This is a genomic window from Methanobrevibacter sp., from assembly GCF_017447225.1.
Lineage (GTDB): Archaea > Methanobacteriota > Methanobacteria > Methanobacteriales > Methanobacteriaceae > Methanocatella.
This window is the reverse complement of sequence record NZ_JAFSNZ010000003.1, coordinates 1-24,241: the sequence shown is the minus strand read 5'-3', so window position 1 is coordinate 24,241 and position 24,241 is coordinate 1. Positions and strand designations below refer to the sequence as shown.

Sequence of the window (24,241 nt, the reverse complement as noted above, 5' to 3'; positions counted from 1 at the left end):
AAAAGTAAAGTAGAGAACTTATTTAGTTCTCATGATTTTCATATTACCTAAAGCTACGATGTAGTCTACTTCGATACCTTCGGTAATTTGGTCTTTTAATTCATCAGGCATTGGTAAGTCTAAGGTTTCGTAACTTTCCATATCCATTAACTGAACATTGTCACCTTGGATGGATAATACCTGACCTACTCTTTTATCGATGATAGGAATATCCACTTTAGTATCTACAGGTTTAACGATACTTCTTTTTTGGTTATCAAAAATACCTACTGCTTCTAATCTTGCTTTAGCAGCCCCGTGTTTACCAGGGGATGAGGTAGTTAAACTAGTGATTTTAGATGCTTCTCCATCTAATACGATATATTTACCGACTTTTAATGTTTTAATCTCTACAACTTTAGTTGACATTAATTTTCCTCCATAAATTCCAGATTTTATAATCTATAATAAGTATTATTTTAGATTAATAATAATTATATTAACAATTTTATATAAAGTATTCGATTTAAGCAACCAAATACATTGAAATTGCCAGAAGGATTGTCATTAAAAAAACCCAAATTATTATGAATACTTTTTTGATATCGTTTTCACCTTTGCTTATATAGGACTCTCCTTTGATATCGGAAGATCTTTTTCTTGTATTTTTGTATTGGTCATCATTTCTCAGGTAATTGTAGAAAGCTCTACAAATAAAGACGAATGCGATTATAATAATACCTGAATAAACTATATTCATTCCAGGATTGACTATCAACACGATAGATGATAATAAAAGCATTAGCATTAAAAATAAAACTCCCGTAATTACTAATGAAACATATTTATTTAAAATCATAATCATATATTAGTTAAAAAGTATATAATAAAATTAGTGATAAAATGAAAATAGCTATTGTTAGTGGAAAAGATGAAGGACCTACAAAATTGAATGCATTTGACAATGCGTTAAGCGATGCGGGAATTGGTGATGTTAATCTGATTAAAGTGTCAAGCATGCTTGCGGGAAATGCTGAAATTGAGGAATTGCCTGAACTTGAAGCGGGTTCCATGGTCAATTGTGTATTGTCAGAGATTACTTCAGACCATCCCGGAGATGTGATAACTGCAGTTGTGGCGGTAGCTATTGGGGATGAATTGGGCTGCGTTGTTGAAACAACCGGAATAAACAAGAATAAAAACGATTTGATTGATGAAGCGGAATTCATGGTCACATACATGATGGAAAAACGTGATGTTGAAATAAATGAATTGATAGTTGAAGTGGCTACAACAACTGTTGATAAAATCGCTTCTGTTGTAGCTTCAGTTGTTTATTTAGAAGAGTGATAGTATGGATGCTAAAGATAAAAAGATAGCTACAGATTTGGCTTACGAAATAATAAAGGAAGTGAGTAGGGCAATAAGGCCATATGTCGGGAAACCGGAATCCGGCGAAAAAGTGAAAATAGGTGCAGACGGAACACCAACATCATATATTGACATCATAGCAGAAGATGAACTGATTAACATCCTAAAAAACGCACCGGTGCTATCATACATAATCAGTGAAGAAGTTGGAGAACTGAAACTTGGAAAAGGAACAAAAAGAAGCATCAATTTAACTGAAGAACTAAGGCGTGACGATATTCCTGAGGAAGAAAGACCTAAATTCATATTTTTAGTTGATCCTATTGACGGTACAAGCAATGCAATCAAAGAAATTCCCGCATACGGAATTTCAATAGCTGTTGCAAATGTTCCTGAAGGAAGACTGGCCACATTAGATGATGTTGAACTGGGTTTTATCAGCAATTTCGGAAACGGTAACTTTTTTGAAGCTGAAAAAGGCAAAGGATGTTGGCTAAACAATGAAAGAGTTCATCCAAGCAAAGTCGTAAACATCAGCCAAATGACCTTAGGAGGATTTACCAAGAGTGGAACATCATCCGCTTCAAAGTTAGTGGACAATGCAAGAAGAATGAGAGTATTAGGTTCTGTAGTATTAGAATTGTCCTATGTTGCAAGCGGAAGATATGATGCATTTCTCGATTTAAGGGGAAGCAGAATAATTGATATTGCAGCATCCAAGCTAATCGTTGAAGAGGCAGGAGCAATAATCACCACAAAACACGGAGAAAAGTTAACCAACAAATTAAGCATCCATGAAAAGGCTATTGTAGTAGCTGCAAACAACAAAATCCTTCACAAACAGATAATCAATATCTTAAATGACAATCAGGCAGATGTTATTGGAAAAGTCGGTATTGTAAGCCGTATTGACCAGGCAAAAGCAATTTTGTTTTCAGCAAAACTTACAGACTACTTTTTGACTAACGGCGTTGAAATTGAAATCGACAAACAGCTGGCCGTCAAGCTGGAAGAACTGAAGGAAAATCCGAAACTTGAAAAAATTATTGCCAAGGTAATTAAGGAATCACCGGAAATGGCCGAATCATTAAAGGATTTGAACCTGAACATGGACTTCAGAAAACTATCAAAGGACATCAATGAATTCAGATGTGACATGGCGGTTGTTTTAGGCGGTGACGGAACATTGCTTAGGGCACAGGCAAAACTTAAAGAGGAAACTCCATTATTCGGTATCAATATGGGAACTGTCGGATTCTTAACAGATATTGAAGTTAAAGACTCATTCAATGCATTGGATGCTGTGCTTAGAGGCGATTACTACAAAGAAAAAAGAACAAAATTGGCCGTTTCCCACGAAAATCATGAGTTCACTGCAATGAATGAAGTGGTTATAATGACAAACAAGCCCGCAAAAATGCTGCACTTCGAAATACAGGTGGATGGAGAAACCATTGAAGAAGTGAGGGCTGACGGACTAATTATATCCACACCAAGCGGTTCTACAGCTTATGCAATGTCTGCAGGAGGACCTATTGTTGATCCGAAACTTGAAGGATTCATTATCATACCAATTTGCCCATATAAGTTAGGCGCAAGACCGTTTATCGTATCAGACAACAGTGAAATAACTGTAAAATTGCTTAAAAAAGGTAAGAGTGCGGTATTCGTTATGGACGGACAAATCAATGAAGAAGCAGATTATCTTGAAGAAATCAAATTCAAAAAAGCATACAAAGATGTTTTCTTTATCAGAACAAGCAGCAAATACTTCTACGAGAAAGTTAAAGATAAATTGAAAGAAGGCGGTATCAATAAGGACTCCAGGTGTTTATAGATGAAAACGCTCGTGATAGATTTAACTCACGGAGGAGTCAAGATTGCAGTAAGCCTAGCAAAAAAGGGACATGAAGTTTACTGCTATGACATTTACAACACTTTAAAAGGCATTGATAAAAGAATGCTTGAAGTTTATAATATCAAATTAATTCAGCTGGAAGATTTAAAAGAATTTGAAGGTGAATTGAAAGTAATTTACCCGATTCATCTTCCATTAACGCATGAAGATATAAAAAAATACAACCCTTCCCTAAACTACACATTCACAACACACCACAAAGCGATTGGGGAAATTTTAAACGGATGGGGAGATGACATCGACAAGATTGAAATCACCGGAGTCAAAGGAAAAACCAGCTGCGCATTCATGCTTAAGGAAATATTGATGGATAAAAACCCACTGATTCTATCCAGCTTAGGTGCTCTTATTTATGAGGACGGAAAAGAGATAGTTTTACAGAAAAATATTTCAATAACACCTGCAAACATAAAGGAAAGTGTTGATCTGGCATATAAATTAGCAAATCCTGTCTGCGGTGGAGAAGTCAAGGACAGAATATATAACTGTGCCATTTTTGAAAGTTCACTTGGTGCATGTGGCATCGGTGATGTGGGTCTTTTAACAAATATTGTTGAAGATTATCCGATAGCAAAAAACAGGTCTAGAGCAAGCATTGCAAAAAAACAGGTATTCGACTGTAATATTGTCTGGTGTGAAAAGGAATCCCTTGATAAGTATTATAATGACATCAAACATCCTGCAGTCAATTCATTCAGCATCAATGATGAAACTGCAAACCTGTACGTTAGTAATGTTAATTATTCTCTTGATGAAACAGTCATTGACATTAAGTTCAGAAATATCAGTACAAAAAATCAAAAATCAGTTAATGGAGATATCACAATAAAAACATTTGCTCCAGGCCCACACCATGTTTTAAACGTTTTAGGAGTTGTAGGAGTGGCATTATCCCTCAATATTGATGAAGATAAAATAATTAACGGACTTGAAAATTATAAAGGAATTCCAGGAAGAACAAATAAACGCATTATTGGAAATAGGGTCATTATTGAAGAGATAAATCCAGGAATCAATACAAAAGCCATTGAAGCATCCATTAATATGCTTGAAAATAAATCCGATTACCTTATTTCAATTGGCGGGGATTATGGAATAACCTGTGAGGAAATAGATGAGGATACCGTTGGCAAATTAATTGATAATTTAGATGAAGAAATAATTCTGACAGGAGAAGTTGGTAAAAGCATTTTGAATAAAATCAGCAAAAAAGTCAGATTTATTGAAGATTATAATAAAGTTTATGAGCTGGCTTTTGAAAATAATAAAAATTTACTCTTTATTTATAGGTCTGATTATAGAAAACTATCAAAAAGGTAATCTTTTTTTAACTAAAAATTGAAACATTTAATTATAATTAAAAATAGAATATATTGTGTAAATTTTTAATAAGTTATAAGTTAAAACTTATATGCAAAATAAAGAAAAAATAAAAAATTTTTTGCAATGCTTTTTAAAAAATTGGAGAGATAAATTTGATAGTAGGAACACGAGGAAGTCAATTAGCTCTTGCACAGACAAAACAAGTATGTCAAGACCTATCCAAGATAACTGGAGAAAAAATTGACCTGGAAATCATTAAAACGAAAGGAGATAAAATCACCACTTCCCAATTGTACAATATGGATTCAAAAGGACTTTTCACCAAAGAATTGGATGTTGCGCTTTTAGATGAAGAAGTAGATTTTACCGTACATAGTTTTAAGGATTTGCCAACAGAATTAGATGAAGATTTAGAGATTGTGGCTGTTCCGATTCGTGAATCTCCACGTGAAGTATTAATTTCCGATAAGACCTGGGACGAATTAGAACCTGGCTCCAAACTAGGAACTAGCAGTCTCAGACGCGAAGCATTCTGCAATCATTACGAAAAAGACTTTGAACTCAAACCAATAAGAGGAAATATTGAAACAAGAGTTAATAAAGTCTTTGAAAGTGATTTGGATGCTACAATAATGGCAGAAGCTGGACTGAAAAGATTAGGTTTGACCGAACATATCAAAACTATATTTCCAGTGGATTACATTACACCCCCTGCCGGACAAGGAGCGCTAGCAATAATTACCAGAAAAGATTCTGATAAAAAAGGAATCATATCAAAACTGAATGATTATACTTCAATGCAGGAAGCATTTGCAGAAAAAAAAGTGTTAGAGGAATTAGGAGTTGGCTGTCAATGGCCAATCGGTTCAATAGCACAAATGAAAGATAAAAAATTTAATATTTACTCAATATTACTAACAAGAGACGGAGAAATCCTAAAAGAACAAACTGAAACTGGTTCAATTAAAAATGCAATTGAATTGGGTAGTAAGATTGGGAGAGTATTCGAGGACTATGTTTAAGTGGAGGAATTAAATTGAGAACTGTTAATGTAGGAGTTATCGGAGTAGGGGCGATGGGTGAAAACCATGTCCGTGTATACCATAAAATGGAAGAAGCTAATTTGATTGCTGTTTCAGACGTAAGTGAAAGGGCACTTAAAAAAATTGAGCGAAAATATGGTGCAAAAGGCTACACCGATTACAACGAACTACTTGCAAATCCTGAAATTGAAGTGGTTAGTGTTTGTGTTCCAACTACTTTCCATCATGCGGTCGTAATGGAAGCTATAAAAAATAAAAAACATGTATTAGTTGAAAAACCAATCGCATTTACTTTAAAAGAAGCTGAAGAAATGATTGCTGCTGCAAAAGAAGCTGGCGTAATTCTTGCAACAGGACATGTTGAAAGATTCAATCCTGCTGTTCAAAAAGCGAAAGAGCTTATTGATGATGGAGTTATTGGAGACATAGTATCTGCATTCGCTAAAAGAGTAGGGCCACTCCCACCTAGAATAAAAGATGTAGGTGTTTCAATAGATTTAGCTATTCACGATTTAGATATAATGAATTACCTGTTTGAAGAAAACATTACTCAAGTCTACGGTACAATGAACAGCATATTGGATGACTGTGAATTTGAAGATCATGCAGAAATCATGGTAAGTTTCGACAATGAATCAACAGGTATTATCGAAGTTAACTGGTTAACACCATATAAAAGGAGAGAACTCGAACTTACAGGAACTGACGGTATTATCTCTGTAGATTATATCAAACAGAGCATTGATGTTTACGGTAAGTTTGCACAGGATATTCAAATCAAGCATGAAGAACCTCTCAAAGGTGAATTAAAATCATTCTTAAATGCTGTTGTTAATGAAGAAGAACCAGAAATTACTGGTGAAGACGGACTTAAAGCTCTTAAAATGGTAATAGCAGCGAACAAATCATCTAAAGAACACAGACCAATCAGTTTAGATGAACTTGAGGAATAGGGATATTTATGAAAAATAAATTAATACAAAAGGCTCAAGAACTTAGACAGCACGGATTTACAACCGGAGAAATAGCTGACGAACTTAATGTAAGTATGGACACCGCAAGATGGCTGACCCTTCAGAAAGTCGATGAAGTGAAAGCCGAATCACCAGGAGACTTTGCTATCAACTGGAAAAGTATCGGCGGAAATTCAACCCGTTTAAGCTATGTTTCAGGTGCTTTAAGTGACTTGGCTTTATCACACGGTGAAGCAGATGTTGTTTTGGGAATTGCAGTTAGCGGAGTTCCATTTGCAACAACAATGGCTGATTACGTTGAAGATATGACCGGAATCGACACTTCAATAGCTATTTTCCACCCGAACAAACATAGAAAAGACCAGGACAAAACCGATGACGAAGGTACAATAAGTACTAATTTCGGATCTGTTGAAGGCAAAAGAGTCATTATTGTGGATGACGTCATTACCAGCGGAAAAACTGTACGTGAAGTTATCCATACCGTTAAAGACCAGGGCGGAGAACCTACCTGTGTTACCGTATTGATTGACAAAGCAGGTCTTTCTGAAATCGAAGAAGTGCCTATTGAATCATTAATTAAAGTAAGTAGATTATAAATATCTACTTTAACTCTATTTTTTTAATTCATTAACTATTCAAACTTTATATAATATCAAAAACAGATATTATAACAATAGTTTTAAGGAATCTCAAAATTATGAACATTTTATTATTGCAAAATATGGCAGTGATTTTAATTACTGCAGTAATAGTTCTTTTAATTTTTAATAAACTTAGATTACCCACCATGATTGGTTTATTCATTACCGGAATCGTTATTGGACATGTAATTAACGATACAAGTATGATTTCAACATTATCAGAGCTGGGCGTAGTATTTTTATTATTCATTATAGGACTGGAATTTTCAGTTGAGAAGTTTTCTGCAATCAAGCATTATGCACTGATTGGAGGTATACTGCAAGTTAGTATCACAACTATTTTAATAACATTTTTAGGTCTTGCAATGGGACTTGCCCTGAACAGCGCAATCTTTTTAGGATTTCTGGTATCATTCTCAAGTACTGCAATCGTGATGAAGATAATGCAGCAGAAACACCTGACCCACTCCATTCAGGGAAGAGTAACTTTAGGTATTTTGATATTCCAGGACATTGCAGTAATTATCGTCATATTGCTTACGCCGCTTCTTGGCGGTCAGACAATTGAACTTCACACAATACCTGAAGTCATTGTTAAGCTGGTAGGTCTGGCAGTATTAATATTCATTGGAGCAAAATGGTTTATTCCGCTGGCTTTAAGAGATGCGGCCAAAACCAAAAATAGAGATCTCTTCATGCTTCTGACATTATTCATCTGTATGGGGACAACATTTGCAACAAGCCTGATTGGAATCGGACCAGAACTTGGTGCGTTCATTGCCGGACTGCTCATTTCCAATACGGAATATTCTCACCAGACTTTAGGTTACATCCAGCCGTTCCAGGATGTATTCATGAGTTTGTTCTTCATCAGTATCGGATTGATGGTTAACCTGCACCTATTTCTGTACAACATAGGCATTATTTTGCTTTTAACAGCAATAATTCTTATAATCAACTTTACGGCAACACTGATAACGGGCATGGCACTGAAGCTTCCGACAAAAATTTCAATTTCAATAGCTATCCTTTTAAGCCAGATTGGGGAATTTTCATTCGTCCTTGCGAATGAAGGAATGAAATATGGTTTAATGACTAACGAATTCTTCTCCATATTTTTAGGAGTGAGCATTTTGACGATGTCATCAACACCCTTCCTGCAGAAGCTTACTCCAAAAATTATCAAAAAATTCTCAAAAATCAGCTATTTCCAGGTTGATGAGGAGTTAACATCACTTCCTGAAGAGATAGAGGACGAACAACCTATTGAAGACCATGTTATTCTGGTTGGTATGGGCCGTATCGGAAAGCAGATGACAAAGGCATTTAACCAGTTCAAAGTTCCTATGCTTGCAGTTGACATGAACCCTATAGTGGTTGAACAGCAGCAGGCTTTAGGTGTTCCGATTATATATGGTAACGCATCAAATGAAAGTGTTTTAAAGGAACTTCGAGTAACCAGTGCACAGTGTATCGTCATATCTGCTTCAACCTATGAAGGTACTCTTAAAACAATCGATACTGCAAGGAGACTGAACCCTGATATCCACATCATCGTGAGAACCAAATACCTGAAAAATATCGAAGAGGTTATTGAAGCCGGAGCCGACGAAGTAATTCCAAAAGAGTTTGAAACAAGTATCCTAATGTTTACAAGAATCATGGATTATTACAACAAAGACATGGACGAAATAGCTGATGCAGTCAACAATTTAAGATCAGACAACTACGACGCATTCCGTAGCGTATCCTCAGAGGACGTATCAGCATACCTGAGCAATTCATTCACTGAAGTTGAACTTGATTCCGTAAGAGTCTATAATGATGCTCATATAAGCGATTTCCCATTTGAAGAAAATAATCTGACAATAACAAGTGTAATCCGTGACAATGATACTATAATATATATTGACCGTGATTTCCAGTTCCTGGAAGATGACATCATCCTATTTACAGGACAAAGATACGATATAAATAATTTCTTTGATGCTATTGAGTTTTAAAAAAAAAGAATGAGGAAAATAATTCCTCTAATTGATTTTTATAGTGTTTGCGATATTATATCCATTATATGATGAAGTAATGATATATTCACCAGGCATTAAGTTAATATTTAAACTTGCAACACCTGAAGAGTTAGTTACCCTATCATATAATACACCATTAATATTAAACTGTAAAGTTTCATTGGCTAACAGATTACCCTTGCCATCAAGAAGTTTGGCGTCAAAAGTAGTTCCGTCCTTATAGCTCATTTCAATATCTTCTGCATATAATATAGGCAATACGGTAATATTGTTTGAGACTTTATAACCCCCATATTCTGCAGTAATAATGTAGTCTCCAGAATATAGGTTAATGTTTAATTTCGCATAACCTGATTCATTGGTGGTCCTATTATAGAATACACCGTTGATATTGAATGTTACAACTTCTCCTGCACCGGCATAAGTTCCGTCATCATTAACTAAACGTACAACATATTGTGAATCATTTTTGTAATATTTTGTTAAATCACTGTTTTCCACAATTTTGCCGGTTACTGTGATGATATTTGAACTCATTTGGGTTGTATTAGGGTTGATAGCTGTGATAATATATGTACCGCTATTTAAGTTAATATTTAACTTGGCTTTTCCTTCACTGCCATTAACCAAACGAGTATACATCACACCATTAATATTGAATGTTACTTCAGCTCCATCAGCCAGATAATTGCCGTCGCTATCCCTGAATGTTGCATAATATTGGGTAGCATTTCTAAAGACTTTAGTAACATCAGTACCGTTGACTGTGGTAAGTATTGTTATTGTACGATTGATATCCGCAGTGTCGTATGTTCCATCACCGCCATCATAGTAAACAGCAGTTTCGTAAGTTCCAGCAGCCAAATTAATTGCAATGGAAGCTGAACCGGAATCATCAGTTGTACGGTTATAACCAACACCATTTATAGTTATCTGAATGCTTTGGTTTGAAATAGGATTTCCCTGACTATCAGTTAAATTAACAACAAATTTTTTGGAGTTTTTATAATACTTCGTTAAATTATCAGCAGTTAATGTAACGCCTTCAGATTCAAGAACTGTGATGTTTACTGTAGCATTAGCGGATTCGTATTTATAATCACCAGCATAGTAAATATTAAGTTCATATTCTCCTGCAGAGATATTGGAATTAGTATAAACACCAGTGCCCTCAACGATTTCAACAGTGTATGTGGAATTATCGAAAATGACAGTCACATTATCTGTTATGTCCTCTGAAAGAATTATATCCAATGATAAACCTTTACTTTCATAAGTTGTAGTGTCATTTGCATCTATATCGACAGTTATCTTTGATAAAACATTGAAAGTATTTGTATAGTTACTTTCAGGATTGACATCATCACCTTCGTAATATCCGAAAATAGTGTAATTTCCAATCTCCAGATTAGAGATTGTTCTATTGCCTTTTCCTGATGTTAACTCTATAATAAAAGTTTCATTATCATTTATAATTATTGATACATTTCCTGTTGCATCGGACGGTAAAACTGCATAAACTGTTGCATTCTGACCGATGTAGATATCATCAGCATATACATATAATGAAGAAATGTTGATTACAAAATCGAATGTGAAATCAAGACCTAAAAGATTTACTGTTAAAGATCCGTTGCCGATTTCTTCTGCAATATAATTGATGTCTGCACTGCCGTTTGTAAATGAGATAACTGTTTCGTTAACGCTTCCGCCAACTACATCCACAACATACAAATCTGAATCATGCAATTCATAGTCTTCCGCTTGTGAAATTGAACCTTCACTATCAACTATATGTGTCAGGTCAACAGTAATTACTGAATTCTTGCCAACGTAAATTTCTGTAGGATTTGCAGTGACATTCAGGAATAACCAATTGTCTACAGTTACATTACCCCCAGTATTTGGGGATTCTATTAGATTGTCAATTGTATTGCCCCACCAATTACCATTGGCCATAGCGGAAGCAGTGTCAGTAGTAGCATTTACAGTGTTTGAATTATTCAAGTCATTGCCTATGAAAACGGAATTTTCCAAAGTTAAAAAGGTGTCACTTCCAATAGCTATTGCCTCACCGCTTGCTGCAGTGTTATTAGTAAACACACAACCTGTTATTAATCCGTTTTCATCTTGAGAGTACCAGTAAATAGCTCCTCCCTGGAATTGGTTACTTAAATAAGATATTGCACTGTTAGATTCAAAATAAGATTTTGAAACTGTACCGTTTGCACCATTCCAATAGACAGCACCACCATACCATGCAGTATTATTGATAAAAGTACAGTTATAAATCAAACCATTGTCAGCTCCGCCACCCCAAAAGACAGCTCCGCCGTTAACGGTTCCTGAGTTATTAATAAACGTGGAGTTTGATATTACTCCGTCATCACCAAACCACAATACTGGATATGATATTGATGCCTGATTGCTTGACAAGTCATTGTTAGTGAAAGTACACTCATCAATTAAACCGCCAGTAGCATTCCAATAAACGATTGCTCCTAAAAACTGGGAAACATAATTGTTTGAAATATTACAGTTAATTAACTGACCGTTATCACCATTCCATAAAATAGCATTCGTTTTTCCGGTTGTGATGTTGACATTAGTTATGGTCAGATTGTTTAGAATAATGTTTGAGCCTGTAATATTGAATATTGATGATGCTCCATTGGCATCGATTATATGACTATTACCATTGATTGTTATCTGTTTATCGATAGATATGACTCCATCTGAAGAGCTATAGGTATAATCTTCAGTTAAATTAATTTCACCGCCCGTATCCTCATTGATTATAGTCTGTAAATCAGAAAATGAAGCGCCAATAAAATCAGAATCGGAAATAGAAATTTCATTTTCCGAAATATTATCATTTGCAGAAACTGCGCCAATTGATAATATCAACAGGACTAAAATCAGAGAAAACATGATTTTTTTGTTGATAAATAATACCTCCTTAAAATTTCAATAATATTATTAGAAATACTATATACTTCCATATCTTGAATTTTATATTTAAACTTGAATACTATTAAATAACAGATATGGTAAGAAATACTCACTGATAATTAAATTAGAAAAAAAGATAATAATTTAGAAAAGTAGAAAATCTACAAATCCAAATCAAAATTTCGCACACGAATAATTAAAAAAAATATGGATTTTTTTAATTTTCAATATTAATTATGTAAGCAAATAGTATTTAAATATTATAGGTAAATCAATTTCACATCATTCAATAAAAAATTTTAAATAGCGACAGAATACGTAGATTACCAAAACACCCGCAATTAATGCCTGAATTGGAATTATTATATTAAAAATGAAACTTTGATTAATTGCATAAACTTCTGAGGAAGCAATAGCAGTTATGACAAATGGAAATGTGAATGCTGAAAAGCTAGGGTAGAAATCAAGGCCCCTATACTGAATAACCTTGTAAAAAGCGAATAAGAATAACAGAAATGCAATGCAATACAACATCATTAGAAATTCATATGAAATGTTGCTGAATGAATTGGTATAACCTACTATCAGAATGCTGAAAATAGCTGTGAAGATACAAATCAGTGGCTTGTTTTGATCCAGTTCATTAGGATATTTAACATATCTATAGATGACCAATGGCAATGTGATAATCATTGATACAAAGCCGAACAGGAAAAATATGAATCCTATTTCAAACAGGCCATGAACATGTGCGGTAATCGCACCCATCGTAATTCCAATGAAGACTATCCACCAGCTAGGATAGACCACATTTATATCGAAATTACGTATGATATAACGATAGGTGAACCATACAATTAATAGAATGTGTAAAGCTACACCTAAAATCCAAACACCTATTGCCAAAGTACCATTAAATGAACTAATATATGTAGATGAAACCATCAAAGCCATTGAAAAAGTACCTGAATTCGACAGGATTATCGGGTTTGACAAATCCCTCCTCACGTCTTTAGGGTATAAAATAACTTTAAAAACAAGCAGAATTATTAAAACAAAACCAACAATACCACATAAAACCTTGAAAAAAGGAGCATAAACTTGCAGTAAATTTCCTAAAGATAATATGGCCAAAATCAAGCCAGAAATAGGAATCGGAATCTTTTCAATAATATTCATTTAAATCAAATTATATATTTGTAACATATAATTAAAGTTTATTTCCACAATTTGTGCAAAAGACATCGCCTTCATTAACCTTTTGACCGCAGTTAGAACATTTCATTTCCTTGGTTAGCTTGAATCCACATGAAGTGCAGAAAGAATCATCCTCTTTAATGTTTACACCACAATTCGGACAGAACAGGGATTCATCAAATTTTGTTCCGCAATTCGTGCAGAAAATCGCGTCTTTTTCTACATTATTTCCGCATTCAGGACATACTTTTGTAGAGGCACTTTCGATTTTAGGTGCGAAATTCGCTTTAGGACTGTCCGCCAATACGGGTTTTGAATAGTCAATTCCCTCTTCAATCTCCAAAACCAAAGACCTCATTACGTTAATCCTTTTTTCATCAGCAGGATGCGTTGAGAAAAAATCGAAATTATTGGCATTCTGACCACTCATCTTCTGCCAGAATGCTGGAACTCCAGAAATATCATATCCTGCCCAATGAATAATCAGCATTCCCAATCTGTCGGCTTCAAGTTCCTGGTCTCTTCCCCATGGATTCAGCAGCAGGAATTGAGAACCTATATTTGCAGTATTGACAGCAGCTCTTGTAAGACTGCCAACTTCACCCATGCCAAGCAAATCGAAAGCAAAACTTCCAATCCATGAAACTGACGCCAATGTATCCTTAGTATTTTGGGCGCTCATACGAGTTCTGGTATGGTCAAGCAGGGCATGTGCCATTTCATGACCTAAGATAAAAGCTAATTCCTCTTCATTATTTGCAACAGATAAAATACCGGAATAAACTGCAATTTTACCTCCAGGTATGCAAAATGCATTGACCGTGTTATCTAAAAGCAAATGAAATTCCCAGTCATAATAATCTTCAACATAATCTGTTCTTCCAATTGAAGAGAGATAATCATAAACCGCATTGATTAGATTTGTTGCTACCTGTGCAATCAGTTGACCTTCCCTGGTATTATCGACAATTTGTGCCTTGTTAACAATATTGTAGTATTCCTGATAACACTCTGCAAGAAATTTATCGTCATTTACATTATCATAATGCTTTTTTCCGGTGAATGGATTCAATGCGCTTCTATCATCTTTAGCCATGATAAAAGTTTTGTGTTTAAAATGTTATAAATATTTTTATCAAAAAAAGAAAAGGTAAGTTCATAAATCACTGAACTTCCCTAATTAAGATTGTGTTTGCAATATTATAATCCCCATAAGAGGAAGTTATAACATATTCGCCAGGCATTAGATTAATGTTCAACTTAGCAATGCCTGATGAATTCGTGGCCCTATAATAAAGTACACCATTAATGTTGAACTGAACTTTTTCATTGGCAAATGCGTCCCCATGACCATCAAGGAGTTTTGCATTAAAAGTTGTGCCGTCCATATATGACATCACAAGATCTTCTGCATAAAGAATAGGCAAGACTGTGATATTATTGGATACTTTAAATCCTTTATATTCTGCAGTGATAACATAATCTCCAGAATATAGATTGATATTCAGTTTTGCATATCCTGATTCGTTGGTAGTTCTGTTATAGAATACTCCGTTAATATTAAAGGTAACCATTTCACCGGAACCCACAGGATTTCCATCATCCCCAATTAGCCTTACAACATATTGTGAATCGTTCTTGAAATATTTGACAAGATCTGTGTTTTCAGTTATTCTAGGTGTGACTTTAATACTATTCGAATAGTTTTGTCCGGTAACAGGATTTGTTGCTGTTATGATATACTCACCACTATTCAGATTAATGTTTAACTTGGATTTACCCTCATCATTTACCAAACGAGTGTAGAAAACACCGTTAATGTTGAATATCACTTCAGTGCCGTTTGGCAAATAGTTTCCTGATGAATCTAAAAATGTTGCACAATACTGAGTGTCATTTCTAAAGACTTTTACTATATCATTACCGATGACTGTGGATAAGACAGTGACTGTGGAATTTAAAGTTAATTCGCCATATGATGTTGAAACTGCATATTCTCCACAATTCAGGTTTATACCAATTGATACAGAACCATTCTCATCACTGGTTTTTACATATGATACTCCATTTATTGAAATAGTAATATTCTCATTAGCTATTGGAGATCCGTTTTCATCATATAGATATGCGTAAAACCTTTCATTTCCGCCATAATACTTTTCCAGATCATTGGCAATCAACATATATTTAATCGGGACTGAAATGTTGCCTGTTATTGCGATTGGACTATAAATGTCATCACCATCATAAGTAATCGTTATATTATAATCTCCAGCAGCCAAATCAGAAAGGTTGATTGATGCAACGCCTTCATTTATTGGGGAGACATAAGTATAATTATCTATTTGAACTGACACGTTTCCAGCGGCATCCTGAGGAAGGGAAACGTTTAGAAGTCCATCATAAATATAAGATATATTGTAATCAGATATCTTATTGACAGTGAAATTTGCACTTGAATCGGATTTGTAATATTTTGAGTTTCCATTATACGTGACTTCAACAGAATAATTTCCAGCAGCAAGGGAATTTAAAACAATAGGCATGCTTAAAACACCATTCAATCCGAAAACAGTGCTTTCATTAATATCGATGACAGTATAGTTACCATTTAAGCCAAATGTGACATTACCGCTTGCATCACCAGGCAACAATATGGATACTGTTGCATTTTCACCGACATTGATATTTTCCACATAAACATCAACCGTTGAATTGACCTTATTTACGCTGAATGTTGTATAATTAGAGCATTCATTATAATTAGTGTCGTTGACAAGAGCGATGACGACAGTGTAGTTGCCTTCAGTCAGGTTATTTAGTACGACAGTATTGTTTTCGACACTTCCACAATAGTCTCCATTGATGTAATAGACAAGACTGCCATCAACATCACCAGACAATGAAACAGAAATTATCTCTTCTTCAGTAGGATCAATATCTCCTGTTGAATTAATAATTAAAGTTGCATTAGCTTTATTTACGGTAATCCTGCTTGAATTGAAAGACCCATTATAATTATTATCCACAATGGCCGTGACGTTTAATGTATAGTTACCCACAGTCAGATTAGATATGGAGATATTGAATCCATCAACAGACATATTGGAATAAACAACATTTCCTAAACTGTCATAGAGAACTGCAGAGATGTTGGAAACATTTTCACAACTAACAACAACATCAATTATTTCACCATAATTAACGACAACATCCTCAATATTGACCGTAGAATTCGCCTTGCTGACAGTTATAATACTTGAATTGGAGCTGGAATAAGAATTGTTACCTACGATAGTCGTAACATTCAGAGTATATCTGCCCACATCAATGACAGAAATTGTGATATTGAATCCATTGATTTCAAGATAATCCCCTGAAATGTCAGTTCCATTTTCATCAAGCAAAACTGCTTCAATTCCTAAAGCATTAGTACAGTTAGCAGTTATGTTAATTGCAGTTCCGTAAGTGCTGTTAACATCATCAATAAAAACACTGGAATTATATTTGATATTTGAAAATTCTACCGTATATTCTGATGTGAAATATCTGGCTGTGATATTGCCGGTTCCATCATCAGAAGCTAAAAATTCAATATCATCATTAATAAATGAATTATTTTTAGATAAGCTTTCATTATATGATGTCAAATTTAAATTAATCCAATTAATGTTTTGATACTGCTCGTCAATTATGGCTTCGGAATTAGAATCGTACACCTCAAGAACAAAAATAATACTATTTTCATCACCCACATAAACCGTGTTATTGGAGACCGTTGCATTTAAGAACATCCAGTTTGTTATATTAATATTTGAACTCACATAAGGCCTTGCGTTGAAATTGCTTGCATTATTTCCAAACCAGTTATAGTTTGCAGACAATGTGCTTGATGAGGAATAAATAATTTCATCATCTCCATTGTCGATGAATACTGAATTGATTATATTATCGTTGCTAGGGCCATTGTAATACCTTATTGCATTAACGGAATTGTTTACGAAAAGAGAATTTGAAATTTCATTATCATGACAATCCCTAATGAAGTAAATTGCCCCACCGCTTGCCGCTGAGTTATTGATGCATGTTATATTGTTAATTTTACCGTTTGACATGGATCCCAAATAAATAGCTCCAGCATAATGTGTGGCGGAATTATTAACGAAAGTGGTGTTGATTATGGAATAGTCTGTTGATGAACTGCTGTAGTAATAAATTGCGCCACCACCATAAGTTGCAGAGTTACTGATGAATGTTGAATTGATTATTCTTTCATTAGAGGATGTTGTTGATGCATAATATGAAATTGCACCACCACCAGTTGTTGATCCTGAAGATGCATTATGGACATTACCTATGAATGATACATTCACATAATCCATATTCTCTATAATACATCCAACATAGGATATTGCACCTCCGTTTTTAGCAGAGTTATTGATAAATCTGGAATTTGAAACAGCAATATCAGTCAGTTCAACATTATCGCAGTAAATTGAACCTCCATAAACTCCCCTATTGTTAATGAAAGACACATTCTCAAATACGCTACCAGTGAACTCACTATCTTCATCAAAAGCAATAGCTCCACCATTTGAAGTGGCGGAATTATTTTCAAAAGCCGTGTTTGTAATAGTTATATTTTTAACTGTGCCTTCGAAAAACATTGCACCACCTTTAGAGGTAACAGAATTATTCTCAAAAGTTACATTGATGAATTCGTTGGAATCCACATCTTTAAAGCATAACGCTCCACCGTTTTTTGATGCACTATTGTTAACAAAAGTTGAATTGATGAATTTATTTCCTTTTGATTGTCCATAGAAATTAATAGCACGAGAATTGTTAATGAAACAGGAATTGACGAATTGATTGTTGGAACTGTACCTTAAATATATAGCATTTACACTGTTATTTGAAAATGTTGTGTTAGTGATAATATTCTCATTGAAACTGCCTGCAGCATTGACTGCACCCCCTGCAGTTGCCTTGGAATCAGTGAATTTGGAATTGGAAAATGTATTATTAACAGCATTTTTAGCAAAGTATACTGCCCCACCATTTTTAGCGGAATTATTCTCAAAATTGACATTATCAAAAGTGCTGCCGGACAAATCACTGCCGGCATATACTGCTCCACCATTGGAAGAGGAATATCCATTAGCTAGAGTTATATTATTTAAATTAAATGATTGTGATTGAATATAAAATATTCTGCTTTGGCCTAATGCATCTATAACATATCCATTACCGTTAATTGTTAGATTATTCTTATTTATATTAATTCCTTCAGTAATTGTATCAACGCCAATAGTGTAAGTGTAATTGCGTGTAAGATCAATAACCTCATTTTCACCGGATTTATCAATTAAATTCTGTAATGCTTCAAAATCACCTATTATCGGATTGAATTCACCTGAAGTCTCTATGAAAGTATAATAAGCATCATCACTATGATATATATTATAATTAAGAATGTTTTCGGATGAAACAAAAGAATAATCAAAGATTACGCTACCATTCTCATCACTGGATTTTGTTTCATTGAAAATACACTCATTAGTAACTGAATCATAGATTTCACAGGTAATATTCTGACCGGATGCATAATAACTGCACGTCAGATTAGAATTTTCAGTGTTTGCCAATCCATTCTCATTCCAAAAAGTGACATTGAAAACATCATAATTATCCAAGCTCTCTGAACATATCGCATTCATTATATTGTTTCCACCCTGAAATTCAGCGGAAATACTTTTATTGAATTTATCCACGGATGAGGATAAACTGTTAGAAACGGCTTTATTATCTTCAAAAATGCTGTTATTCAAAGTTAAGCTATCAACATACCATGCATAGATGGCACTTCCATAATTAGCTTTATTATTTTTAAAAGAAGATTCGATGAAGCTTATATTGCTTACTGTCCAATAATAATAAATTGCTCCACCATTATATAAAGCAGTATTTGCCTCAAATTGAGTGTTGTTAAAAAGACAATTTGAAGAACCGTAAAAATAGTAAATCGCACCACCATTATCAGAAAATGCATTATTTCCAGTGAAGTTAGTATTGGAAATTACATTATCGCTTGAATCATACAAATAAAGGATAGCTCCACCATAATATGCACTGTTGTTTTCAAAAACAGAATTTAAAATCTGAGAGTTTTCACCTGAATCGTAAAATACTGCTCCCGCACAGGAAGATGCATAATTATTAATGAATTTTGAATTATTGATTATATTGTTTTTAGAACCGGATTCATAATAAATCGCCGCACCATTTATAGCATTTCCATTTATAAAAGTCAATCCATCAATTACCACATTGCTTGAGGTAACATAAAAAATCGAAGAGGTGGATTCACCATCCAAAATAACATCCTCATCACCATAAGACGTTATTATAATTTCCTTATCTATTGTTATGGCAACATTACCATTACCTGAATACTTTCCGGAAGCGATTAAAATAATATCTCCATCATTAGCCGAACTTACAGCATCCGAGATTGTTGAATATGGACTTTCAACGCTTCCATTACCTCTTTCCATTACAGAACCATTAACATAATGGGCTACGATGCCTACGGTCTGCCCGCCGAGCAATACGCCATCCAAACGGGTACTCACCCTGCTGTGACGACTGAGAAGAACATCAACCGTTATCGCGAGCAGATGGACAAGATTGGTTTCTGCTACGACTGGGACCGCGAGGTGCGCACCTGCGAGCCGAGCTATTACAAGTGGACGCAATGGACATTCCTCCAGCTGTTCAACTCGTTCTACTGCAACGGTTGCCAGAAAGCCCAACCCATCAGCAAATTGATTGCCCGCTTTGAGGAAAAAGGTACTGAAGGCCTCAATGTGGCTGAGAGCAAGCCGCTGAACTTCACCTCCGACGAGTGGAAAGCTATGAGCGAGAAGCAACAGCAAGAGGTACTGATGAACTACCGCCTTGCCTATCAGGCTGAGGCTATGGTGAATTGGTGCCCTGGCCTGGGTACGGTGCTCGCCAACGACGAGGTGGCCGACGGCCTCTCCGTGCGTGGCGGCTTCCCTGTGGAACGCAAGTCGATGAAGCAGTGGCAACTCCGCATCACCGCCTACGCTGACCGTTTGCTTCAAGGTCTTGAAACTGTGGCTTGGAGCGAGTCGGTGAAGGACCTGCAACGCAACTGGATTGGCAAGTCGATGGGTGCTTCCGTCATCTTCAAGGTTGAGGGTAAAGATATCGATTTAGAGGTATTTACGACTCGTGCTGATACCTTGTTTGGCACGACCTTTATGGTGCTGGCTCCTGAGCATGAACTGGTAAAGGAAATCACCACACCTGAGCAACGCGCTGAGGTGGAAGAATATATCACCCGCACCAAGAATCGCAGCGAGCGTGAGCGTATGGCTGAGGTTCGTAAGGTGAGTGGTGCCTTCACGGGTGCCTATGGCATCAACCCCATCACGGGTGCCAAGTTGCCCATCTGGATTGCAGACTACGTTTTAATGGGTTACGGCACAGGTGCCATCATGGCCGTGCCTGCCCATGACAGCCGCGACTTCGCTTTCGCCCGTCATTTCAACCTGCCTATCATCCAAGTGGTGAAGAAGCCCGGCACCGAGGCCACTGATCCTTCCACTTGGGAGGAGAGCTTTGATGCAAAGGAGGGCGAACTCGTCAACTCGGGCTTCCTCAACGGTTTGACCGTCAAGAAAGCCATCGAGCGCATGATTGAGGAACTGGAGAAACTCGGCGTCGGTACGGGCAAGACTAACTACCGCCTGCGCGATGCCATCTTCAGCCGTCAGCGTTACTGGGGCGAGCCTTTCCCGATTTATTACAAGGATGGCATGCCATACGCCATGGACGAGTCGAAGCTGCCGCTTGAATTGCCTGCCATCAGCGAATACAAACCCACCGAGACAGGTGAGCCACCTTTGGCCCGTGCCAAGAACTGGGTTACTGAGGAAGGCTATCCCATCGAGACCAACACCATGCCTGGCTTTGCTGGTTCCAGTGGTTACTATTTCCGCTACGAAGACCCACATAACGATAAGGAATACTTCAGCCGCGAAGCCAATGACTATTGGCAGAATGTGGACCTTTATATCGGCGGTGCCGAACATGCCACCGGCCATCTGATTTACAGTCGTTTCTGGTGCAAGTTTTTGTATGATATTGGCCTGTCGTGCAAGGACGAGCCTTTCCAAAGGATGATCAACCAGGGCATGATCCAAGGCCGTTCGAGCTTCGCCTATCGTGCCAACATGGAGAAACTTTGCGAATATGGCGTTTGGCGTCTCATCAAGGACAATAAACTGGGCGTGAAGTTCGAAAAGGATTTCAAGGACGGTCGCCGTCGTTTCGACTTCTTCTGTCCTGAGAAGGGTATCCTCATCGAAATCAACCGCATGGGCAATCTTGAAAAGGTGGCCGAGCCTTGGCAGGATTATGCTGCCGAGAAGGGTTACAAACTCTTACTGGTGCCGATTGTTGATGTGGTGAATGACTATATTAATGGCACGGACAAGGTGGAGCAAAAGATCAAGGACTTGGTTGCCGGCAAAGAAGTGCCTGCTTTCGTCGAAGGCGAGGCCTACAAAGGCGGTAGAATATATGTATCCAAGAACATACCCGACCGTGAGGAGTTTACTGATAAGGTGCATGTGGACATCAATATGATCAGCAAGCCAGTTATCAATGGTGAGGTCTGTGACGTCCTTGACATTGAGGCTTTCCGAGCCTGGCGCGACGACCTGCACGATGCCCAGTTTATCTTTGAGAAGGATGACGAGGGCAAGGATGTATATGTCTGTGGCATGGAGATTGAGAAGATGTCAAAATCGAAATTCAACGTGCAGAACCCCGATGACCTTGTGGAGAAATACGGTGCCGACACATTGCGTCTCTATGAGATGTTCCTTGGTCCTTTGGAGCAGTCCAAGCCATGGGATGTGCAAGGCATCGAAGGCACGTTCCGTTTTGTGCGCAAGTTCTGGAGGCTCTTCCACAACGAAAACAATGAGTTCTGCGTGAGAGATGAGCCAGCCACACCACCTGAGCTAAAAAGCCTGCACAAGCTTATCAAGAAGGAGGAGGAAGGCATCGAGAGCATCTCGTTCAACACGGTGGTTTCGGCCTTCATGATTTGCGTCAACGAGCTGGCCGACCTCAAGTGTGACAAACGCGAAGTGCTTGAGCCTATGGTTATTATGATTTCGCCTTACGCCCCGCACATTGCAGAAGAACTTTGGCACTTGATGGGTCATGAGACCTCAGTGGTGAATGCCACGTTCCCTGTTTACGACGAGAGTAAGACGGTAGAGAACAGCTTCAACTATCCCATCAGCTTCAATGGCAAGATGCGCTTTAATATGGAGTTGCCCGTCACGATGAGTCAAGACGAGGTGCAAGCCGCCGTGCTCGCTGCCCCCGAAGCCGCCAAGTGGATTGAGGGCAAGCAGATACGCAAAGTCATTTATGTGCCGAAGAAGATTGTGAATATCGTTATAGGATAATCAATTTGTAGAGACGTAGCGCGCTACGTCTCTACTCAATTATTTTATTGTTTCTCTCGGTATTCCTTAGGTGTCATCCCAGCATTCGTCTTAAAATAGCGGGTGAATGCAGCTGGGTCGGAAAAGCCAAGCTGCTGGCTGATTTGCTGGATGTTGAGGTTGCTGCTGTGGCGAAGTAATGACTTGGCTTGAACGATAACATAGCCCGTAATCCATTCATTGGCGCTAATGCCGGTTTGTTTCTTGATGATGCTGCCAAAGTATTTGGGCGACAAACAAAGAAGATGGGCATAATACTGCACCTCGCGGCTTTCTTGGAAATGGTTGACAAAGCTGTTTTTAAAGCGGTTAACCAATTGTTGGGCAGGGGTGAGTTCCGGTGCCGTTAAGCCGTTTTCTTGTAGGTATATTTCCATCAAATGCGTTCCTATCTCCATTTGCTTGATCAATAATTCGTCACGCTCAGGATGGCTCAATTGACTGATGGCTTGGAGCATCATGAAATGCCCTTTCATGCCTTCGTATTGTTCATCACTCAGATGGAAAACGGAATTGTATCGGTATTCGACATGCTCGAAATAGACAGGATAGATATGCTTCAGGTTTTGGAGATAACTAGGTGAGATGACGAGCAATGAAACCAAATAATCGTCGCTCGACTCTTTTATCTCCATCACGTGACCGGGAGGCATTACGACAACGTCATGTTGATGGAATTCCTTTTGTTGCTTATCAAAAAGGTTTTTCAGACACCCCTGATGAGTTAGCCAAAGTACGAAAAATGGTGATGCGTAGGCTTTCTCGTAAATAGGCACTCGGTTGATGTTATCAAATATCATTAGACCATGCTTTTTAATCTGGTCTCTTATTTCCTCCAAGGCATGTGGCTGCTTTTCCATGTTTTTCGGTCATTTTGCCTACAAAAATAGGTTTTATTGTCCAAATAGTTCACAATAAACCGACTAAATGACAATTATTTCGTTCTAATCGTTACTTGATTTGTGCTGGAATAGCTCTACTTTTGTAACCAAGATGAAAACAGAACAACGGCATCATTATCACTAGTTAGTGTCCATGTACTGACTTCTCCTGTTGTTTGGCGACAAAAGTGTATTAGTCAGTGGAGTACTTTTTTTGTTTGTACTTCATTTTTTTCATTTAAAGTGAGAAGGTGCCGTTTTTATTATCTAATGTGAGGTTAAAACCCCGCAATTTATTGCGGCTACTTTAGTTTGTATAAAAGTGCTACCTTTGCGGCATGACAAATTATAGAACGGGGTCACATACAGTGACAAATT

15 protein-coding genes are annotated in these 24,241 nt (G+C 36.9%); 8 read left to right on the top strand and 7 right to left on the bottom strand.

Annotated elements, in window-relative coordinates; genetic code table 11:
• Positions 1-18 precede the first annotated feature (18 nt).
• Both IJQ68_RS00145 and IJQ68_RS00140 read right to left on the bottom strand, forming a co-directional pair.
• Positions 19-408 (bottom strand): translation initiation factor IF-5A, encoded by a 390-nt coding sequence (locus IJQ68_RS00145; protein WP_292795366.1) that lies wholly within the window; start codon positions 406-408, stop codon positions 19-21.
• 97 nt (positions 409-505) lie between these two features.
• Complete coding sequence (locus IJQ68_RS00140; RefSeq protein WP_292795363.1) at positions 506-838, bottom strand: hypothetical protein; 333 nt, start codon at positions 836-838, stop codon at positions 506-508.
• Positions 839-882: 44 nt separating this feature from the next.
• On the opposite strand from IJQ68_RS00140, the gene IJQ68_RS00135 reads away from it, so the two are divergent.
• The 7 genes from IJQ68_RS00135 to IJQ68_RS00105 all read left to right on the top strand — a co-directional run bounded on the left by IJQ68_RS00135 (position 883) and on the right by IJQ68_RS00105 (position 9,255).
• Positions 883-1,329, top strand: coding sequence for a pyruvoyl-dependent arginine decarboxylase (locus IJQ68_RS00135; RefSeq protein WP_292795361.1), 447 nt, complete (start codon positions 883-885; stop codon positions 1,327-1,329).
• A 4-nt stretch (positions 1,330-1,333) separates the two neighbouring features.
• Entirely contained in the window at positions 1,334-3,187 is a 1,854-nt protein-coding gene (locus IJQ68_RS00130; protein WP_292795359.1) for a bifunctional NADP phosphatase/NAD kinase, read from the top strand.
• On the top strand, positions 3,188-4,588 hold the full coding sequence (gene cfbE, locus IJQ68_RS00125; protein WP_292795357.1) for a coenzyme F430 synthase: 1,401 nt from the start codon (positions 3,188-3,190) through the stop codon (positions 4,586-4,588).
• A gap of 155 nt (positions 4,589-4,743) precedes the next feature.
• The gene (gene hemC / locus IJQ68_RS00120; protein WP_292795355.1) at positions 4,744-5,613 is read left to right on the top strand and encodes a hydroxymethylbilane synthase; all 870 of its coding nucleotides are present in this window, start codon (positions 4,744-4,746) and stop codon (positions 5,611-5,613) included.
• Between the two features lie 14 nt (positions 5,614-5,627).
• On the top strand, positions 5,628-6,587 hold the full coding sequence (locus IJQ68_RS00115) for a Gfo/Idh/MocA family protein (RefSeq protein WP_292795353.1): 960 nt from the start codon (positions 5,628-5,630) through the stop codon (positions 6,585-6,587).
• 8 nt (positions 6,588-6,595) lie between these two features.
• Positions 6,596-7,207: an orotate phosphoribosyltransferase-like protein gene (locus IJQ68_RS00110; protein ID WP_292795352.1), complete on the top strand. Its 612-nt coding sequence runs from the start codon at positions 6,596-6,598 to the stop codon at positions 7,205-7,207.
• A gap of 125 nt (positions 7,208-7,332) precedes the next feature.
• On the top strand, positions 7,333-9,255 hold the full coding sequence (locus tag IJQ68_RS00105) for a cation:proton antiporter (protein WP_292795349.1): 1,923 nt from the start codon (positions 7,333-7,335) through the stop codon (positions 9,253-9,255).
• A gap of 27 nt (positions 9,256-9,282) precedes the next feature.
• On the opposite strand, the gene IJQ68_RS00100 is transcribed toward IJQ68_RS00105, so the two are convergent.
• From IJQ68_RS00100 to IJQ68_RS00085, 4 genes are all read right to left on the bottom strand, one after another.
• Positions 9,283-12,210 carry a hypothetical protein gene (locus tag IJQ68_RS00100; protein WP_292795346.1) on the bottom strand — a complete coding sequence of 976 codons (2,928 nt, stop codon included), beginning with the start codon at positions 12,208-12,210 and terminating at the stop codon, positions 9,283-9,285.
• 303 nt (positions 12,211-12,513) lie between these two features.
• Positions 12,514-13,410 (bottom strand): TDT family transporter, encoded by an 897-nt coding sequence (locus IJQ68_RS00095; RefSeq protein ID WP_292795343.1) that lies wholly within the window; start codon positions 13,408-13,410, stop codon positions 12,514-12,516.
• A 31-nt stretch (positions 13,411-13,441) separates the two neighbouring features.
• On the bottom strand, positions 13,442-14,524 hold the full coding sequence (locus tag IJQ68_RS00090; RefSeq protein WP_292795340.1) for a M48 family metallopeptidase: 1,083 nt from the start codon (positions 14,522-14,524) through the stop codon (positions 13,442-13,444).
• Positions 14,525-14,591: 67 nt separating this feature from the next.
• Positions 14,592-20,051: a hypothetical protein gene (locus IJQ68_RS00085; protein WP_292795338.1), complete on the bottom strand. Its 5,460-nt coding sequence runs from the start codon at positions 20,049-20,051 to the stop codon at positions 14,592-14,594.
• Here IJQ68_RS00085 and IJQ68_RS00080 point away from each other — a divergent pair.
• Entirely contained in the window at positions 20,004-22,943 is a 2,940-nt protein-coding gene (locus IJQ68_RS00080; RefSeq protein WP_292795335.1) for a leucine--tRNA ligase, read from the top strand. The two genes, IJQ68_RS00085 and IJQ68_RS00080, sit on opposite strands and share 48 nt — an antisense overlap.
• Before the next feature lie 44 nt (positions 22,944-22,987).
• Here the strand turns inward: IJQ68_RS00080 and IJQ68_RS00075 are convergent, their stop codons facing one another.
• Positions 22,988-23,842, bottom strand: coding sequence for a helix-turn-helix domain-containing protein (locus tag IJQ68_RS00075; protein WP_292795332.1), 855 nt, complete (start codon positions 23,840-23,842; stop codon positions 22,988-22,990).
• Positions 23,843-24,241 lie beyond the last annotated feature (399 nt).

Excerpts from the sequence above, each read along its gene's own strand:
- IJQ68_RS00145 (WP_292795366.1), bottom strand. The coding sequence starts at position 408 with ATGTCAACTAAAGTTGTAGAGATTAAAACATTAAAAGTCGGTAAATAT.
- IJQ68_RS00140 (WP_292795363.1), bottom strand. The coding sequence starts at position 838 with ATGATTTTAAATAAATATGTTTCATTAGTAATTACGGGAGTTTTATTT.
- IJQ68_RS00135 (WP_292795361.1), top strand. The coding sequence starts at position 883 with ATGAAAATAGCTATTGTTAGTGGAAAAGATGAAGGACCTACAAAATTG.
- IJQ68_RS00130 (WP_292795359.1), top strand. The coding sequence starts at position 1,334 with ATGGATGCTAAAGATAAAAAGATAGCTACAGATTTGGCTTACGAAATA.
- cfbE (WP_292795357.1), top strand. The coding sequence starts at position 3,188 with ATGAAAACGCTCGTGATAGATTTAACTCACGGAGGAGTCAAGATTGCA.
- IJQ68_RS00110 (WP_292795352.1), top strand. The coding sequence starts at position 6,596 with ATGAAAAATAAATTAATACAAAAGGCTCAAGAACTTAGACAGCACGGA.
- IJQ68_RS00105 (WP_292795349.1), top strand. The coding sequence starts at position 7,333 with ATGGCAGTGATTTTAATTACTGCAGTAATAGTTCTTTTAATTTTTAAT.
- IJQ68_RS00100 (WP_292795346.1), bottom strand. The coding sequence starts at position 12,210 with ATGTTTTCTCTGATTTTAGTCCTGTTGATATTATCAATTGGCGCAGTT.
- IJQ68_RS00095 (WP_292795343.1), bottom strand. The coding sequence starts at position 13,410 with ATGAATATTATTGAAAAGATTCCGATTCCTATTTCTGGCTTGATTTTG.
- IJQ68_RS00090 (WP_292795340.1), bottom strand. The coding sequence starts at position 14,524 with ATGGCTAAAGATGATAGAAGCGCATTGAATCCATTCACCGGAAAAAAG.
- IJQ68_RS00080 (WP_292795335.1), top strand. The coding sequence starts at position 20,004 with ATGGGCTACGATGCCTACGGTCTGCCCGCCGAGCAATACGCCATCCAA.
- IJQ68_RS00075 (WP_292795332.1), bottom strand. The coding sequence starts at position 23,842 with ATGGAAAAGCAGCCACATGCCTTGGAGGAAATAAGAGACCAGATTAAA.